This is a genomic window from Sphingopyxis italica (genome assembly GCF_011926545.1).
Lineage (GTDB): Bacteria > Pseudomonadota > Alphaproteobacteria > Sphingomonadales > Sphingomonadaceae > Sphingopyxis > Sphingopyxis italica.
The window spans coordinates 1-15,822 of record NZ_JAATIT010000005.1; the positions used below are offsets into that span (position 1 = coordinate 1).

General features: G+C 67.3%; 21 protein-coding genes. 13 read left to right on the top strand and 8 right to left on the bottom strand.

Features of this window, described 5'->3' with window-relative positions; translation table 11 throughout:
* Positions 1-220: 220 nt before the first annotated feature.
* Positions 221-403 (top strand): CsbD family protein, encoded by a 183-nt coding sequence (locus tag GGR90_RS17005; RefSeq protein WP_167922606.1) that lies wholly within the window; start codon positions 221-223, stop codon positions 401-403.
* Positions 404-484: 81 nt separating this feature from the next.
* Here GGR90_RS17005 and GGR90_RS17010 read toward each other — a convergent pair whose 3' ends face one another.
* The 3 genes from GGR90_RS17010 to GGR90_RS17020 form a co-directional block, all read right to left on the bottom strand.
* Complete coding sequence (locus GGR90_RS17010; protein ID WP_167922607.1) at positions 485-1,234, bottom strand: hypothetical protein; 750 nt, start codon at positions 1,232-1,234, stop codon at positions 485-487.
* 131 nt (positions 1,235-1,365) lie between these two features.
* A complete protein-coding gene (locus GGR90_RS17015; RefSeq protein WP_167922608.1) occupies positions 1,366-1,917 on the bottom strand; it encodes a GNAT family N-acetyltransferase in 552 nt (183 codons plus the stop codon).
* Positions 1,918-2,081: 164 nt separating this feature from the next.
* Positions 2,082-2,480, bottom strand: a complete 399-nt coding sequence (locus GGR90_RS17020) for a glycine zipper 2TM domain-containing protein (protein ID WP_167922609.1) — start codon at positions 2,478-2,480, stop codon at positions 2,082-2,084.
* Positions 2,481-2,661: 181 nt separating this feature from the next.
* Here GGR90_RS17020 and GGR90_RS17025 point away from each other — a divergent pair, with 181 nt between their 5' ends.
* Both GGR90_RS17025 and rarD read left to right on the top strand, forming a co-directional pair.
* Positions 2,662-2,883 (top strand): hypothetical protein, encoded by a 222-nt coding sequence (locus GGR90_RS17025; protein WP_136174006.1) that lies wholly within the window; start codon positions 2,662-2,664, stop codon positions 2,881-2,883.
* Between the two features lie 36 nt (positions 2,884-2,919).
* Positions 2,920-3,837, top strand: coding sequence for an EamA family transporter RarD (gene rarD / locus GGR90_RS17030; RefSeq protein ID WP_167922610.1), 918 nt, complete (start codon positions 2,920-2,922; stop codon positions 3,835-3,837).
* Positions 3,838-3,871: 34 nt separating this feature from the next.
* On the opposite strand, the gene pyrC is transcribed toward rarD, so the two are convergent.
* On the bottom strand, positions 3,872-4,894 hold the full coding sequence (gene pyrC, locus GGR90_RS17035; RefSeq protein WP_167922611.1) for a dihydroorotase: 1,023 nt from the start codon (positions 4,892-4,894) through the stop codon (positions 3,872-3,874).
* A 58-nt stretch (positions 4,895-4,952) separates the two neighbouring features.
* Here pyrC and ygfZ point away from each other — a divergent pair, with 58 nt between their 5' ends.
* The 4 genes from ygfZ (at position 4,953) to GGR90_RS17055 (ending at position 7,758) form a co-directional block, all read left to right on the top strand.
* Positions 4,953-5,678, top strand: a complete 726-nt coding sequence (gene ygfZ / locus GGR90_RS17040) for a CAF17-like 4Fe-4S cluster assembly/insertion protein YgfZ (RefSeq protein ID WP_167922612.1) — start codon at positions 4,953-4,955, stop codon at positions 5,676-5,678.
* Between the two features lie 32 nt (positions 5,679-5,710).
* A complete protein-coding gene (locus GGR90_RS17045) occupies positions 5,711-6,292 on the top strand; it encodes a hypothetical protein (RefSeq protein WP_167922613.1) in 582 nt (193 codons plus the stop codon).
* A 34-nt stretch (positions 6,293-6,326) separates the two neighbouring features.
* On the top strand, positions 6,327-6,887 hold the full coding sequence (locus tag GGR90_RS17050) for a retropepsin-like aspartic protease family protein (protein WP_167922614.1): 561 nt from the start codon (positions 6,327-6,329) through the stop codon (positions 6,885-6,887).
* Positions 6,888-7,092: 205 nt separating this feature from the next.
* On the top strand, positions 7,093-7,758 hold the full coding sequence (locus GGR90_RS17055) for an MBL fold metallo-hydrolase (RefSeq protein ID WP_167922615.1): 666 nt from the start codon (positions 7,093-7,095) through the stop codon (positions 7,756-7,758).
* Between the two features lie 109 nt (positions 7,759-7,867).
* Here the strand turns inward: GGR90_RS17055 and GGR90_RS17060 are convergent, their stop codons facing one another.
* Positions 7,868-8,305 (bottom strand): MAPEG family protein, encoded by a 438-nt coding sequence (locus GGR90_RS17060; RefSeq protein ID WP_209023855.1) that lies wholly within the window; start codon positions 8,303-8,305, stop codon positions 7,868-7,870.
* Positions 8,306-8,349: 44 nt separating this feature from the next.
* Between GGR90_RS17060 and GGR90_RS17065 the strand changes: the two genes are divergently transcribed.
* The 6 genes from GGR90_RS17065 (at position 8,350) to GGR90_RS17090 (ending at position 11,693) form a co-directional block, all read left to right on the top strand.
* Positions 8,350-8,487: a hypothetical protein gene (locus GGR90_RS17065; RefSeq protein ID WP_167922616.1), complete on the top strand. Its 138-nt coding sequence runs from the start codon at positions 8,350-8,352 to the stop codon at positions 8,485-8,487.
* A 146-nt stretch (positions 8,488-8,633) separates the two neighbouring features.
* Positions 8,634-8,813: a 50S ribosomal protein L32 gene (gene rpmF, locus GGR90_RS17070; protein WP_011541714.1), complete on the top strand. Its 180-nt coding sequence runs from the start codon at positions 8,634-8,636 to the stop codon at positions 8,811-8,813.
* Between the two features lie 22 nt (positions 8,814-8,835).
* Complete coding sequence (gene plsX / locus GGR90_RS17075) at positions 8,836-9,870, top strand: phosphate acyltransferase PlsX (RefSeq protein WP_167922617.1); 1,035 nt, start codon at positions 8,836-8,838, stop codon at positions 9,868-9,870.
* Complete coding sequence (locus tag GGR90_RS17080; protein ID WP_167922618.1) at positions 9,867-10,832, top strand: beta-ketoacyl-ACP synthase III; 966 nt, start codon at positions 9,867-9,869, stop codon at positions 10,830-10,832. Before plsX ends, GGR90_RS17080 begins: the two co-directional genes overlap by 4 nt.
* A 151-nt stretch (positions 10,833-10,983) precedes the next feature.
* Positions 10,984-11,277 (top strand): integration host factor subunit alpha, encoded by a 294-nt coding sequence (locus GGR90_RS17085; protein WP_037556786.1) that lies wholly within the window; start codon positions 10,984-10,986, stop codon positions 11,275-11,277.
* Between the two features lie 29 nt (positions 11,278-11,306).
* Positions 11,307-11,693, top strand: a complete 387-nt coding sequence (locus GGR90_RS17090; protein ID WP_245198786.1) for a MerR family transcriptional regulator — start codon at positions 11,307-11,309, stop codon at positions 11,691-11,693.
* A 200-nt stretch (positions 11,694-11,893) separates the two neighbouring features.
* On the opposite strand, the gene GGR90_RS17095 is transcribed toward GGR90_RS17090, so the two are convergent.
* The 3 genes from GGR90_RS17095 to GGR90_RS17105 all read right to left on the bottom strand — a co-directional run bounded on the left by GGR90_RS17095 (position 11,894) and on the right by GGR90_RS17105 (position 15,793).
* Entirely contained in the window at positions 11,894-12,445 is a 552-nt protein-coding gene (locus GGR90_RS17095) for a SixA phosphatase family protein (protein WP_167922620.1), read from the bottom strand.
* A 57-nt stretch (positions 12,446-12,502) separates the two neighbouring features.
* Complete coding sequence (locus GGR90_RS17100; RefSeq protein WP_167922621.1) at positions 12,503-15,238, bottom strand: ATP-dependent DNA helicase; 2,736 nt, start codon at positions 15,236-15,238, stop codon at positions 12,503-12,505.
* Positions 15,239-15,424: 186 nt separating this feature from the next.
* Positions 15,425-15,793: a PilZ domain-containing protein gene (locus GGR90_RS17105; RefSeq protein WP_167922622.1), complete on the bottom strand. Its 369-nt coding sequence runs from the start codon at positions 15,791-15,793 to the stop codon at positions 15,425-15,427.
* Positions 15,794-15,822: the final 29 nt, after the last annotated feature.

Genomic DNA, 15,822 nt, shown 5'->3' on the forward strand with positions numbered 1-15,822 from the left:
AGTCATCACTTATGGCCAAGCTTGCGCACTAAGGCGCAAAAGGCACAATCAGCTTTGGAAGCGCGGAGCTAAACGTCCGCTTCCCACCCCAAAGCCGACTTCGGCCAGCGATCTTCGCTCCCGAACGGCTCGCCTCACGCAGCGGAACATATGCGGACGCGCGTCGTTGGTTGGGCAAGAGGCGCGTCCCTACGCCTCTGTAAAAGCAAGGAGATACCCCATGGGTGAATTCACCGAAAAGGCGAAAGGCCTCGCCAACGAAGCCGCCGGCAACGCGAAGCAGGCGACCGGCAAGGCGACCGATAACGAGCGCCTTCGCGCCGAAGGCGAGGCGCAGGAGCGCAAGGGCGAGGCCCAGAATCTGAAGGGCAAGGTCCAGGGCGCGCTCGGCGACAAGATCTGACCGCTTGCTCGTCACGCAAGCCACGAAAAAGGCCCCGGGAACCCTCTCCCCGGGGCCTTTTTCATGTTTGCAAGATGAGGCTTATTTGCCGCCCGAGGCGACGAGATCGACGTCGGTCATGCCGCCGTCGCGGCGCATCATCAGAACATAGGCGAGATCGCCCTTGGTTCCGCCGAGCATATGTTCATTGCCGTTGACGCGGTGGTCGCTGGTATAGCCCGCGCGGATCGCCATCGTGTGATAATAGTCGAGCACCGCCTGCATCGAGGCGGCGGTCTGGAAATTGACGACGCGGATGTTGCATTTGCCGCCGGCGATGCCCGCGGCCTCGCGCAGTGTCGCGCGCGGGTAGACCTTGAACGCAGCGGGCAGGCGGTTCGCCCAGGCGTTGCTGTAGGTCAGCTTGGCGTCGCAGGCGCCCTTTTGCTGATCGCGCGCGAGGGCGCCGATGGTGACCGGGCGGGCCTCTGCCTCGCAGCCGTTGCAGCCGGCCTCCATGGGAAGCGCCTTGGGCGCGGTGAGCAGTTTGCCGGCCTTCAGCGCCGCGGCGGCTTCGGCGGCGGTTGCGGCCTTGCCGCTCCTGACACCGGGGACGCCGCCGTCGATCGGCCGGTTGCCCGGGCCGACGGCGTTGCGGTTCGATTGGCCCGTGAGCGCCGGATCGACCATGATCTTGTCTTCGAGCGAACCCTTGATCGCCGGGTCGGCGTTGGTCAGCCCGTCGTCGAGCGGGGCGAGATCGGCCTCGGCATCGGGGTTGTCGCGGCAGCCGCCGAGCGGCGCCGCCGCGATCAGCAAACCGGCAACGAGCCATTTTCCGCGCAATATCATCGCTAACACTCCCTTAATCTTTTCCCGGAATGCCCGATCCTGGTTAAAAAGGGACAAAGAAAATGCGTTAATATCGGGGGTTTGTTAGCAGAAAACTGTCTCGGGGCGAGACGCTTTTGGATGTTGCGCGCTCAAGGACGGAGTTCGTGGCGCTTGCTCCGCCACGCGTCGGCGCTCTGCGTCCAGGCGTCCACGGGGGCGTCCTCGAACGGGGCGGGGAGTCGGGTCGGGCCACTGTTCGTCGCGCCGAGGCGTTTGGCGAGCGCCTGCGAGCGCGTGTTGGCGGGGTCGATGCTGTGCATCAGTTCGGGCCATTTCAGGAATTCGACCGCGAAGTCGCAGGCGGCGACGCTACCTTCGAACGCATAGCCCTTGCCGGCGAACCGCGCGCTGACGCCATAGCCGATTTCGGGCGCCGGCCAGCCGTCGGGCTCCCACGGGCCGAGGCGGCCGACCCATAGGCCGGTGTCGCGCTCGACCACGGAGAACATCGAAAAGCCGCGGATATGCCACGCGCCCGCGAGCGTGCACCATTGGCGCCACGCCGCCGAGCGCGGGCACGCGCCGCCGATGAAGCGCATCGTTTCCTCTTCGGCGCACATTTCGGCGAAGGCGTCGAAATCCTCGGCCGCGGGCGGGCGGAGGATCAGGCGCTCGGTGACGAGCAAGGGTCCGTTGAGCATGGCGATCCTCTCTCTGCCGCGAGCGTAGGCGACGCTTCTGCGGCAAGAGGCGGCGCGCGGCAAGCGCATACGCTTGAGGACACCGGCGGTAAGCCGGTGTCCTCGCCATCAGCGTGCGCGGGCTGGAGGGGTCTCGAACCCGCGCGCGAGACGGTTTCCGTTATTTAGCGGCAGCGATATTTGTCGCGGTCGATCTCGCGGCCGAGCAGCGCGCCGCCCGCGGCGCCGAGCACGGTGCCGAGCAGCTTGTCGCCGCTGCCGGCGATTTCATGGCCGGCGAGACCGCCCACCGCACCGCCGATCAGGAGGCCGGTCGTGCCATTGTCCTTCTTGCAGCGATAACGGCCGTTGTTATCGCGCCAGATGCGGGTGTCGCGATCGATGCGCTCGTCCCGCGCATAATGGCGGCGATCCTTGCGCTTGCGATAGAAGTCCGACGCCTGCTCGAACTCGTGATAGCCCGGCGCCTTGGCGGGGGTCGTCACGCCGGCGTGGAGCGGCGTGGTGCCAAGGACACTGGCGGCGACGAACGCGCCCATCAGGCCTTTTGTGAAGATACGCATAATATAGTCCTTTCCTGGTTCCGCAATTCCGTCCCTTGGCGAGATCGGGTGCTTCGGGAAGAAAACGACCCGGCTCCCGATCGCGTTGCATGAACCCAAGGCAACAAGACGAAGCGAGCGCGACCATCGACGAACCGAAAGGCTCTTGCCGCATCGCGGGCGGCGTGCGAGAACCATGTCCATGCTCAATATCGGATCGCTCATCATCGGCGCCATCGCCTTGGTTCTGGCTGTTTTTGCGTTCATTCCGCTGCTCGGATGGGCGAATTGGGTGATCATCCCGTTCGCCGTCATCGGGCTCGCACTCGGCGCGATGTCGGACAAGACGAGCGGGCGGAACCTCAATATCGTCGTCATCGTCATCGGCGTCATCCGCCTGATGCTCGGCGGCGGCATCATCTGATCCTTTAGACACCAAATCCTTTAGAGGCCAAAAGCCATGGCACAGACACCGGCCCCCGCGGGGAGCAATGAGGGCGGGCTGCCCTATGCGGTGGCCGCCTATGGCATCTGGGGCTTCGTTCCGCTCTTCTTCAAGCTGATCAGCAGCGTCCCGCCGGTCGAGGTGCTCGCGCAGCGGATCATCTGGTCGCTGCCGCTCTGTTTCGTGATCATGCTCTTTCGGCGGCAGATCGGCGAATATCTGGTCGCGCTCAAGGATTGGCGGACGCTGCGGCTGCTGCTTGCGAGTTCGCTGCTGATCGCGGTCAACTGGCTCGTCTATATCTATTCGATCTTCACCGACCATGTGCTGGCGGCGAGCCTCGGCTATTATCTCAATCCGCTCGTCAATGTGATGCTCGGCATGATCTTCCTCGGCGAACGGCTGTCGCGGCTGCAGCTGGTGGCGGTGGCGATCGCGGGGGTTGGCGTCGCGATCCTGCTCGCGGGGGCGCTCGACACGCTGTGGATCAGCCTGACGCTCGCCTTTTCGTTCGGCACCTATGGCCTCATCCGCAAGGTGGTGCCGGTGGGGTCGCTCCCCGGGCTTTCGGTCGAGACGACGGTGCTGCTTTTGCCGTCGCTTGGCATCGCGGCCTGGTATCTGTGGGCGGGCGACGGGCGCGGTTTTGGGTCGGACAGCTCGATTAGCCTGCTGTTGATGGCGGGCGGCGTCATCACCGCGGTGCCCTTGCTGCTCTTTGCCACCGCAGCGCGGCGGATGAGCTATGCCGCGCTCGGCTTCGTCCAGTTCCTCGCGCCGACGCTCCAGTTCCTGCTCAGCCTGTTCGTTTTTCACGAGCCGCTGAAGCCCGCGCAACTCGCCTGTTTCGTGCTGATCTGGATCAGTATCGCGGTGTTCAGTTTCGACATGCTGCGCAAGATGCGCGCCGAGCGGATGATCGAGGTGGCATAATCACCGTCGCCCCCGCGAAGGCGGGGGCAACGGATCAGGCCAGCCGCCAGCCCAGCGTTTCGCCCGCGTGGAAGGGGACGACTTCGCCGATGCGGTCGGGGACGAGTGTCTCGCCGCGCTCGAGCGTGACCGTGCCGGTATTGAGCGGCAGGCCGTAGAAGCGCGGGCCGTGCTCGCTCGCAAAGCCTTCGAAATGGGCCAGCGCGCCGTCCTCGTCGAAGGCCTGGATATAGCTTTCGAGCGCGTAGGGGGCGTTGAAGATGCCCGCGCAGCCGCACGAGGCTTCCTTCGTGTGAACCGCATGCGGCGCGCTGTCGGTGCCGAGGAAGAATTTGGGCGAGCCCGAGGTCGCGGCGGCGCGCACCGCGAGCCGGTGATGCTCGCGCTTCGCAACGGGCAGGCAATAGGCGTGCGGGCGGATGCCGCCGACGAGCATCGCGTTGCGGTTGATGTGGAGATGCTGCGGCGTGACCGTCGCGGCGACATTGGCGGGGGCGCCCGCGACGAACTGCGCGGCTTCGGCGGTGGTGATATGCTCGACGACGATCTTGAGCGCGGGAAGGGCGCGAACGAGCGGTTCGAGCGTGCGTTCGATGAACACCGCCTCGCGGTCGAAGATGTCGACGTTATGGTCGGTGACTTCGCCGTGGATCAGGAGCGGCATGCCGATGTCCTGCATCCGTTCGAGCACGCCCATGATGTTCGCGACGTCGGTGACGCCGTGCGCGCTGCCGGTGGTCGCGTGCGCGGGATAGAGTTTGGCGGCGGTAAAGACGCCCTCTTCATGGCCGCGCGCGATTTCGTGCGCGTCGCTGTGGTCGGTGAGATAGGCGACGATCAGCGGGGTGAAGTCGAGCTCCGCCGGCACCGCGGCGACGATGCGGTCGCGGTACGCCCGGCCTTCGTCGGCGGTGGTCACCGGCGGCGAGAGGTTCGGCATGACGATCGCGCGCGCGAACTGGCGCGCGGTATATTGCGCGACATGTTCGAGCATCGCGCCGTCGCGCAGATGGACGTGCCAGTCGTCGGGGCGGCGGATCGTCAGGCGGTCGGTCATCGAAAAGACTCGTCGATAGTGGGCTTGGCTTTGGCTGGGGCGTCCCTAGATTATCGCCATGGCCAATACCACCCTTCACGATCGCGCGCTCATCCGTCTCTCCGGGGAGGACGTCCGCGGCTTTCTGCAAGGTCTCGTCACCAACGACACCTCGGGCAATCTGCCGGTGTGGGCGGCGCTGCTGACCGCGCAGGGCAAGGCGTCGTTCGATTTCCTGATCTGGGCCGACGAAGAGGACATCTTGATCGACTGCGAGCGCGATGCGGCCGAGGCGCTGGTCAAGCGCCTGACCCTCTATCGTCTGCGCCGACCGATCATAATCGCGATCGAGCCCGGTCTCGCGGTGCATTGGGCGCCGGCGGGCGACCTGGGCGCGCCCGATCCGCGGCTGGCGGCGCTCGGCCAGCGGTGGCTCGGACCGGCTGGTGAAGGCGGGGGCGCCGACACCGCGTGGCGCGCGCACCGGCTGGCGCTCGGCGTGACCGAGGGGCGCGGCGAACTGGGCGACGGCACGACCTTGTGGCTCGAATGCAATGCCGCCGAACTGAACGGCGTCAGCTTTACCAAGGGCTGTTACGTCGGGCAGGAAAATACCGCGCGGATGAACTGGCGGCAGAAGGTCAACCGGCGGATCGTCGTGGTGCCGATCGCCGAGGCTGATGAAAAGCGGCAGTTGGTCGCCTATTCCGAACTCGGCTGGTCGGTCGAGCATCGGCGAACCGAGAGTATCGACGCCGCCGAGGCGCCGGGATGGATGCGCGAGGGGCTCGCCGCGGGCGCATGACAGACGCAGGCTTTGCTGCTAGATTGACGGCCATGCGCGCCATGCTGATTTCGTCGGCGCTTGCCGCCGCCTTTGCCCTGTCCGCCGCCGCCGGTGCGGCGCCGACCTCTTTATTGCCCGTCGCGCCCGAAGCGCCCGCACCCGCCGCCGCGCTGGCGCCGCTGGCGGAGGATTCGGTCTGGACGCCGCGTTTCGAGGCTGCGGCGGGCGAACTTGCCGCTGCGCTGCGCTCGGGCGACGAGACGCGGTGGGGGCCGCTGCTCGGCGGGAAATGGCTGAGCGCCGCCGATCGCGAGCGGATAAGGAGCCTGCTCGGCGATCGCGACAGCCCGTTTCGCCATGCGCTGTTTGCGAAGAACCTCCAGCATCGCGTCATCCTTGGTTGGGACGCGGCCGCATCGATGAGCGCCGACGAGCGCGCGGCGATCGAGGCGGGGCAGGAGGCCGAGGCGCTGGTTTGTTGGTCGGCGGGCGGGACAGGCGCGTGGCCCGCGACGGCGCGCGAGGCCGACAATCGCCCGGGGCGGCCCTATGCCTGTGCGCGGATTTCCTACAGCGTCCGCGGCGACGCGCCGACATGGCGTGCGTTTATCGAGCGGGGCGAGCCCGCTTAACCAATCTCCAACCCGAATCTGCGACAAGCCGCCCATGATCGGGCGGTTTCTTGGCTTGGCGGTCGCCATCACGGCGGTGTCGGTGGGCGTGGCGAGTATCGCCAGCCGTTCGGCGCGCGATGGAGATGGCGCGCCGGTGGCGGAAGCGCAGGACAATAGCAATTGGACGACGCAGCGAGAAAAGCGCGGCTGGTCTTCGGGGCCTTCGGCGCCGGGCGCGCAGACATCGGGCGGCGAAGTGCGCCTCGGGCGGTCGGGCGACTCGCATTTCTATGCCGATACCGAGGTCGACGGAACCAATATCCGGATGATGGTCGACAGCGGCGCGTCGATCGTGGCGCTGACGCGGCGCGATGCCGAAGCGATCGGGATCGATGTCGACAGCCTGCCGATCGGCGGCATGGCGCGCACCGCGGGCGGCGACGTGCCGATGCGAACCGTCATGCTCGATAGCGTCGTGGTCGAAGGGATCGAGGTCCGGCAGGTTCCGGCGGCGGTGGTCGATGCCGACATGGGGGTGTCGCTGCTGGGGCAGAGCTTTCTGGCGAAGCTCGATGCGGTGAACGTCGAAGGCGACACGATGACGCTGCGCTGAGGCGGTTTAAGGGGTGGAAGGGGACCGCCATCTATTCCCGCTCGTGTCGAGCGAAGTCGAGACGCCCATCGACGTAGCGCCTAGCCCGAGGGGCATCTCGACTTCGCTCGATGCGAACGGGGATTGTGGCTCCTTGGTCCACTTCCGGTCGCTGCTGCCGCTCCCACTCTTGTCATTTCCGCCGTATTTCTCCACATCGGCCGGCATGAACGCTCCCAATCCTCCGATGCGCGCGGCGATCGTGCCGGTTACCGCTTTTCAGCAGAATTGCACCTTGCTGTGGTGCACCGCGACCAACAAGGCGGCCTTCGTCGATCCGGGCGGCGACCTTCCCAAGCTCAAGGAAGCGGTCCAACAGACCGGGGTGGAGGTCGAGAAGATCCTCGTCACCCATGGCCATATGGACCATTGCGGGCAGGCGGGGATGCTCGCGAAGGAATTGGGCGTGCCGATCGAGGGGCCGCACGAGGACGACCGGTTCTGGATCGAACAATTCGCGGAGGATGGCGCGCGTTTCGGCATGGTCGGCGAGGTGTTCGAGCCCGACCGCTGGCTGGTCGATGGCGATACGGTCACCGTCGGCAATCTTAAGATCGATGTCATCCACTGTCCGGGGCACACGCCGGGGCATGTCGTGTTTCATCATGCCCCGTCGAAGCTGGCGATCGTCGGCGATGTGATCTTTCAGGGATCGATCGGGCGCACCGACTTTCCGCGCGGCAATCACCAGCAATTGCTCGATTCGATCACGGGGAAGCTGTGGCCGCTCGGCGGCGACACGACCTTTCTGCCCGGACACGGCGCGCACAGCAATTTCGCGCACGAACGGCGGACGAACCCGTTCGTGAGCGATATGGCTTTGGGCGGCTGAGTCCCCCTCCCGCTTGCGGGAGGGGTTAGGGCAGGGCTTGTCGCTTTTCCCCCAGGTTGGACCGGAACAGGCCCTCCCCCGACCCCTCCCGCAAGCGGGAGGGGAGAAATTACTTCGGCGCCGCTGCCACCGTTTCGACCTCGGTCGCGGTGATGTTCACCGGCGTGAGATAGACGATCGCGAGCGCGGTGAGCGCGAGGCCGAGCTGGGTGAGCATGGTGACGATCGTGCCGACCATGCGGCCCCACATCATCCCGTCCATGCCGAGCGCGTGCAGGATGCGGCCGACGAGGTAGAGCGCGCCGACGCCCCACAGCCAAATCGACGAGCCGAAGCCAAGTTCGACGAGCGCGAGCAGGATCAGCACGAAGGCGGTGTTTTCGACGAAATTGCTGTGCGCGCGCATCCGGCGGGTGAGCAGATCGTTGCCGCCGTCGCCGATGAAGAGCTTTTCCTTCGTGCGCACGCGGCCGACGCGAAGCGCGAGCCACAGGTTGAGCAGCGCCGCGCCGGCGGCGATCGTCAGGCTGATCGGCAAGATTATCATATGGTTTCCCCCCATGCGCCGGTTGGTCCGGCGGTGGGAGAGATGTGGCATTGCCCCGGGAGCAGGGCAAGCCCGCGCCGAAGAATGAAGTCGCCGCCGTCACCGCGCGCAATGGGCTTGCCTTTGCGGGCAAAAACGCTATAGCCGCGCCCGATCCGGCACCCGACACCATCTGGCGTTGAGGCACCTTCCGGCGGAAGATTTTTCCTGCGTCATCTGGGCGGGAATGGGCTTCGGCGCGGCGGGCGGGCCAGTCATTTCCGGCAACGGGCGTGACAAATCCGGGTAGCCGATTCGTGACACACTATTTGAGAATGCAGGAAAAATCATGGCCGTTCCCAAGCGAAAAACCTCGCCCTCGAAGCGCGGCATGCGTCGCAGCCACGACAGCCTGAAGGTTGAAGCCTTTCAGGAATGCCCGAACTGCGGCGAGCTGAAGCGCCCGCACAACCTTTGCAACGCCTGCGGCCATTATAACGGCCGCGAAGTGGTGTCGGTCGGCGCGTAATAAACAGGCCGGAGGGCATTAGATGGCACTGACACCGCGAATCGCAATCGATGCGATGGGCGGTGACGTCGGCGTGCGCATGATGCTCGCCGGCGCCGCGATGGCGCGCCACAAGCACGACGGCCTCCGCTTCATCCTCGTCGGCGACGAGGAGCGGATCAAGGCGGCGCTCGAAAACCACCCGAACCTGCGCGCGGCGTCGGATATCATCCACACCGACGGCGTGGTGACGGGCGAGGACAGGCCGAGCCAGGCGCTGCGCAAGGCGAAGAGCACTTCGATGGGGCTTGCGATCGACGCGGTGAAGCGCGGCGATGCCGGCGGCGCCGTGTCGGCGGGCAACACCGGCGCCTTGATGGCGATGGCGAAGCTCGCGCTGCGCACGATGCCGGGGATCGACCGGCCGGCGCTCGCGGCGCTGCTGCCGACGCTCGGCGACAACGACGTCGTCATGCTCGACCTCGGCGCCAACACCGATTGCGACGCCAACAATCTGATCCAGTTCGCGGTGATGGGCGCCGCCTATGCGCGCACCGCGATGGGGCTCGAGCGCCCGCGCGTCGCGCTGCTCAACATCGGCACCGAGGAGCTGAAGGGCACCGGCGAGATCCGCGATGCGGCCGCGCGGCTGCGCGAGGCGCACGGGCTGCCGATGGAGTTCGCGGGCTTCATCGAGGGCGACAAATTGTCGCGCGGCGATGTCGATGTGATCGTCCACGACGGTTTTTCGGGCAATATCGCGCTCAAGACGATCGAGGGGACGGCGCGTTTCGTGACCGATCTGCTCCGCCGCGCCTTCACCAGTTCGACGCGCTCGAAGATCGGCTTTCTGATCTCGCGCCCCGCGACCGAGCTGCTGCGCCACCATCTCGACCCCAATAATCACAATGGCGCGGTGTTCCTCGGCCTCAACGGCGTGGTGCTCAAGAGCCATGGCAGCGCCGATGCCAAGGGAGTCGCGAACTGCGTCCACCTGTGCGCCGAGCTGATCGAAAAGGATATTACGCGTCAGGTGACCGAGGATCTCGCGAATTTCCGCAGCGGCGGCGCGGCATGACGCGGCGCGCGATCCTGACCGGCACCGGATCGGCCTTGCCGCGCACGCGCGTGTCGAACGCGGAACTGGCGCGGCGCGTCGACACGAGCGACGAGTGGATCGTCGAGCGCACCGGCATCCGTTTCCGCCACATCGCCGAACCCGATGAGACGACCGCGACGCTTGGCGCCGATGCGGCGAAGCAGGCGCTGGCGGCGGCGGGGCTCGAACCCGCTGACATCGGGCTGATCATCGTCGCGACCGCGACCCCCGATAATACGTTCCCGGCGAGCGCGACCAAGGTGCAGGCGCTGCTCGGCGTGCCCGATTGCATCGCCTTCGACGTCGCCGCGGTCTGCTCGGGCTTCCTTTATGCGGTGTCGGTCGCCGATTCGATGCTGCGCACCGGCGCGGCAAAGCACGCGCTGGTGATCGGCAGCGAGACGTTCAGCCGCATCCTCGACTGGGAGGACCGCACGACCTGCGTGTTGTTCGGCGACGGTGCGGGTGCGATCGTCCTGTCGGCCGAAGAGGTCGCCGACGACCGCGGCATCCTCGCGACGCGGCTGCATGCCGAGGGAAAATACGCAGATATGCTCTATGTCGACGGCGGGCCGTCGACCACGGGCACCGTGGGCCATGTCCGGATGCAGGGGCGCGAAGTGTTCCGCCATGCGGTCACCAACCTGGCATCGGTGCTGGGCGAAGTGATGGGCGACGTCGGCCTGTCGGCGGCGGACATCGACTGGGTCGTGCCGCATCAGGCGAACAAGCGGATCATCGATGCGACCGCGAAAAAGCTGGGTTTGCCGGCCGAACGCGTCGTGCTGACGGTCGACCAGCATGCGAACACCTCGGCGGCGTCGGTGCCGCTCGCGCTCGACCTCGCGGTGCGCGACGGGCGCATCAAGCGCGGCGATCTGGTGGTGCTCGAGGCGATGGGCGGCGGCTTCACCTGGGGCGCGGCGGTGCTGCGCGTCTGACGCTTCGCTCCGGCGCGTCAACTTCTCGCTCCATCCGTTTCAGTTTGGCGGATTAATTCCGATTTGTTACATAAGCGCGTGGGACTCGTGACGGTGGGGGCTGTCAGGGAACCAGTCGCGCATTTTCGCTTCAGAGGGGGAAGGGATCAACATGACCGCAGGGACGCTTACGCGAGCCGATATCGCCAGCCGCATCAACCAGCAGATCGGGCTGTCGCGCAATGAATCGGCGGCGATCGTCGAATCGATTCTCGACCATATGTCCGACGCGCTCGCGGTCGGGCAGAATGTGAAGATTTCGGGCTTCGGCACCTTTGTGCTGCGCGACAAGGCGCAGCGGATCGGCCGCAATCCCAAGACGGGGATCGAAGTTCCGATCCTGCCGCGGCGCGTGATGACGTTTCGCGCCAGCCAGACGATGCGAGCGCGCGTTGCCGGCAAATAGGTTCCGCCCTATCGATGTCGGGGTCTGACATGGCCGACGATGACGGCAAGGCGGCGGGCGCCATGCTGGCGATCGGCGAACTCGCGGTGCGCATCGGCGTGCCGACGCATGTGCTGCGATATTGGGAAACGCGTTTCCCGCAACTGAAGCCGCTCCAGCGGTCGGGCCGTCGCCGCTATTACCGCGCCGAGGATGTCGCGCTCGCCGAGCGTATCCATCATTTGCTGCATGTGCAGGGCTTTACGGTCGATGGCGCGCGCAAGGCGCTGTCTTCCGAGCCGGGCGCCGCGCCCGCCGCCCCGCGCCCGCCGTTGCCGCGCGAGACGCTTGAGGCGGGGGCACCGGTACGGGCGGGGGGCATTCCGGTCGAAGCACTCGTGGCGCTGCGCCAGAGGCTGGCTGCGGCGCTGGGTTGAAGTAAGGGCGGTTGCGGCCGGCGAGGCGGCTTTTGGGATGGTGAGCTGTCATTCCCAACATTCGTCATTCCCGCGAAAGCGGGAACCCGGGGTGGGATCAACTGGCGCACGCTCTGGGTTCCCGCTTTCGCGGGAATGACGGGCTAATGAGAAATATGAGGGCCGCAATCGGTCGTTTTCAGCCGGGCCGAAGGATGCGCTCAGTCGTCGTCCATGGCGGGGGCGAGCGCGGGGTCGAGGTCGCGGGGGCGGATGAAGTCCGCGAAACGCGCCACGTCGATGTCGAGACCGTGCCAGTCGGCGATGTCGAGATCGAGGCGCGCGAGCGCCGACGTCGGCAGCTTTTCCTCGACCCTGGCGCGGAGGTCGTCGCCCGGCGTTTCGGGGACGAGCATCAGGATCAGGTCTTCTAGGCCGGGATTATGGCCTGAGATCAGGAGGTGCCCGGCGTCGCGGCCGGTATCGCGGATCACGTCGATCAGCGTCGCGGCGGAGGCGAGATAGATGCGGCGGTCCCAATGGGGTTCGAGCGCGTCGAGGCCGGCGGCGGGCTGGAAGATGTCGAGCGTTTCGGTCACACGCACTGCGGGCGAGGCGATGATGCGGTCGACGGGGAGTTTCTGCCGTTTCAGCCACTGTCCGATCAATTCGGCGCCGCGCGCGCCACGTTTGTTGATCGGACGGTCGAAGTCGCGCTCGACGGCCACGTCCCAACCCGATTTGGCGTGGCGCAGGATGGTCAAACTCTTCAAAATATCTCCCCGCGCCGTTGCGCTATCCCTCGATTTCGCGGGCCTTGTGCCGCAAACTTATGACGGTGAAAAGGCCGGGAAGGCGCTTTTTCTGCGTTCGACGTTCGCCGCGGCGACATGGTTGACCGCTTCGTCGAGCGGCAGGCGGCGAATGGGGGTGCCTTCGGGAAAGGCGCTGAGCAGCCGCGAGGGGAAGCTGGGCGAGAGCATGACGAATTGGCCAAAATCGTCGGCGCGGCGGATCAGGCGTCCGAACGCCTGCCCGATGCGGCCGCGAATGACCATATCGTCATAGGCGCTGCCGCCCTGTGCCGCCCGGCGCGCCGCGTGGAGGATCGTCGGGCGCGGCCACGGCACACCCTCCATCACCACCAGCCGAAGCGAATCGCCCGGGACATCGACGCCGTCGCGCAGCGCATCGGTGCCGAGCAGCGACGCGTGCGGGTCGGCGCGGAAGATGTCGACGAGCGTGCCGGTGTCGAGCGGGTCGACGTGCTGCGCGAACAGCGGCAGCCCGGCGCGCGCGAGCCGGTCGGCGATGCGCGAATGGACGATGCGCAGCCGCCGGATCGCGCTGAACAGCCCGAGCGCGCCGCCGCCCGCCGCCTCGATCAGCCGGCTATAGGCGCCGGCGAGCGCGGGCAGGTCGCCGCGCGCGATGTCGGTGACGATCAGCACTTCGGACTGGCGCGCATAGTCGAACGGGCTCGGCACCGCGAAATGGCCGACGCCGCCCTCCATATGGCGGGCGCCGGTGCGGATGTCGGCGTCGGTCCAGCCACCCCGGCCGTGCCCGCCGCCGCGCAAGGTCGCCGAGGTGACGAGCACGCCCTGCGCAGGGCGATAGACGACCTCGGCGATCGGCCGCGCGGGGTCGAGCCAGTGGCGGTGAAGACCGCAGTCAAACTCGCGCCCGTCGTAACGGTCGACCGCGAGCCAGTCGACGAAATCGGGATCGGCGGGGCCGCCGACGCGGCCGAGCAGCGACAGCCAGCTGCCGAGCGTGTCGATCCGCGTCCCGAGGCTGTGCCGCGCGCCATCGACGCGGGCGCGCGCCTGCCCGTCGAGCCAGTCGGGCGGGTCCTCGATCAACGCTTCAAGCCGTTTGCCGAGCGCCATCAGGGGACGGAGCAGCGCCTCGATCGCATCGCTCGCGCTGGCAGCGGCGGTGACGAGCTGGGGGTCGGGGTCGGCGAGTTCGGTTTCGAGGCCATAGCCGGTGTCGGCGGTGCGGCTGTCGATGCCGCGTGCATAAACCATGGCGCGGACAGCGACGAGCAGCCGTTCGATCGCGCCCCACGGCTCGTTTTCGGACAGGCGGCCGAGCCAGCCGTCGCCGGGGAGTTCGGCGGCGGCTTGGATCGCCGCCTGGATCGCCTTGTCGCCCGCCTCGTCATAGCTTGCCACATCGGCGAGGCGTGCGGCGAGCCCGCGCCGCCGCCCGCGCGACTTGCCTTCGGGGCCGAGCACCCAGCGGCGGATTTCGACCGCTTCCTGTCCGGTGAGCGCGGCGGCGAACATGCTGTCGGCGGCGTCCCACAGATGATGGCCCTCGTCGAAGATCAGCCGCGTCGCGGGAGCCCCGCCGTCACGCGGGCGCGCCGCCTGCACCATCGTCAGCGCATGATTGGCGATGACGATGTCGGCCTGCGTCGCGGCGCGCGCCGAATGTTCGATGAAGCATTTGCGGAAATGCGGGCAGCCGGCATAGATGCACTCGCCGCGCCGGTCGGTGAGCGCGGTGGTGCCGTTGCGGCGGAACAGCGCGGGGAGCCAGCCGGGCAGGTCGCCGCCGACCATGTCGCCGTCGCGGCTGTAGGCGGCCCAGCGCGCGACGAGCTGCGCGAGGATCGCGGCGCGGCCCGAAAAACCGCCCTGCAGCGCGTCCTCGAGATTGAGCAGGCAGAGATAATTTTCGCGGCCCTTGCGCACGACGACCTTTTCGCGGTGCGTCGCGGCGTCGGGGTAGAGCCGCTCGGTCTCGCGCGACAATTGGCGTTGCAGCGCCTTGGTGAAGGTCGAGATGCAGACGCTGCCCGCCGACTGGTCGATCCATTGTTTGGCGGGGGCGAGATAGCCCAATGTCTTGCCGATGCCGGTGCCGGCCTCGGCGACGAGCATCCGCGGCGCGTCCTTGCGCTCGCGCGGGGCGAAGATCGCGGCGGTGGCGCGGGCGTAATCCTGTTGCCCTGGACGGCGTTCGGCGCCGTCGCCGGTCAGGCGGTCGAGCCGCGCCGCAACGTCGGCTTCGTCGATCGTCACCTGGCGCGGCGCGCCGCGCGGCGAGCTTTCCTCCCATTCGGGGAGGCGGGCGAAGAGCCACCGATCGTTGGCGTCGGGGCGGGAGAGGCGCGGCTGGACGAGCGGCGCCCACGACCAGCGTTGGCGCGCCAGTGCTTCGGCACCGTGCCATGCGCCCTCGCGCTCGGGCCAGCCGGGGTCGCCGAGGCTGGCGAGCATCGCCGCGGCCGCTTGGGGCAGGAAGGCGGCGATGTCTTCTTCGGCTTTGGGCGGGGTCAGCCCGACGGCGGCGGCGATTCCCGCCGGGGTCGGCACCGCGAAGCGCGCGGGATAGAGGAAGGCGAAAAGCTCGAGCAGGTCGAGCCCCGAGAGTTCGGGATAGCCGAGCCGGTCGCCGGTCAGCGTCGCATTGAGGAGGAGGTGCGGGGTCGCCGCGACCGCCGCGATCGCCTCGCCGCGTCCGACACGCTGGACGCGGCCGTGCGTGTCGGCGAGCCAGATGCCGATATGGCTCGCGTGGATCGCGGGCAGGGTAAGCGGGTCGGGCGCCATCGCCCTACGCTAGGGACAAAAGAGGAACGCGGCAAGGTTGCCCGATCCTCCCTGTCGCGAAGCGATGGGGAGGGGGACCGTCCGCGCAGCGGATGGTGGAGGGGCGGCAACGGTGGCGCCAAGGCCCCTCCGTCAGCCCTACGGGCTGCCACCTCCCCATCGCTTCGCGACAGGGAGGATCGAAAGTCAGCTCAATCCGCGGCGTCCGAATACCGGCGGGCGGCTGCTGTGGAAGATTTGCGCGGGCTCGATCATCGCCGCGTTCCGCGCGCTCTGGAGCGCGTTGTAGAGCGCGCCTTGCGCCAGCTCATAGGGGAAGCGCACGCCCATGCGGTCGTGCTCCGCCCACATGACCACCGCGTAGGTGACCTGACCGCCATAATGGATTTCGCAGCGCGAACGCGCCGGCATGCTCGCCCCGTCGACGCGCGCGCCGCCTTCGGACAGATCGGTGATCCGGCCGTCGACGAAATTGAGAATGCCGTTGACGGTGACGTCGATCGACACCGGGGTGCGCTTGTGGCCGCGGGCCGCGGGAAGGCGAAAATTGTCCATGGCCGGGACGTTATGCTGTCATGGTAAAT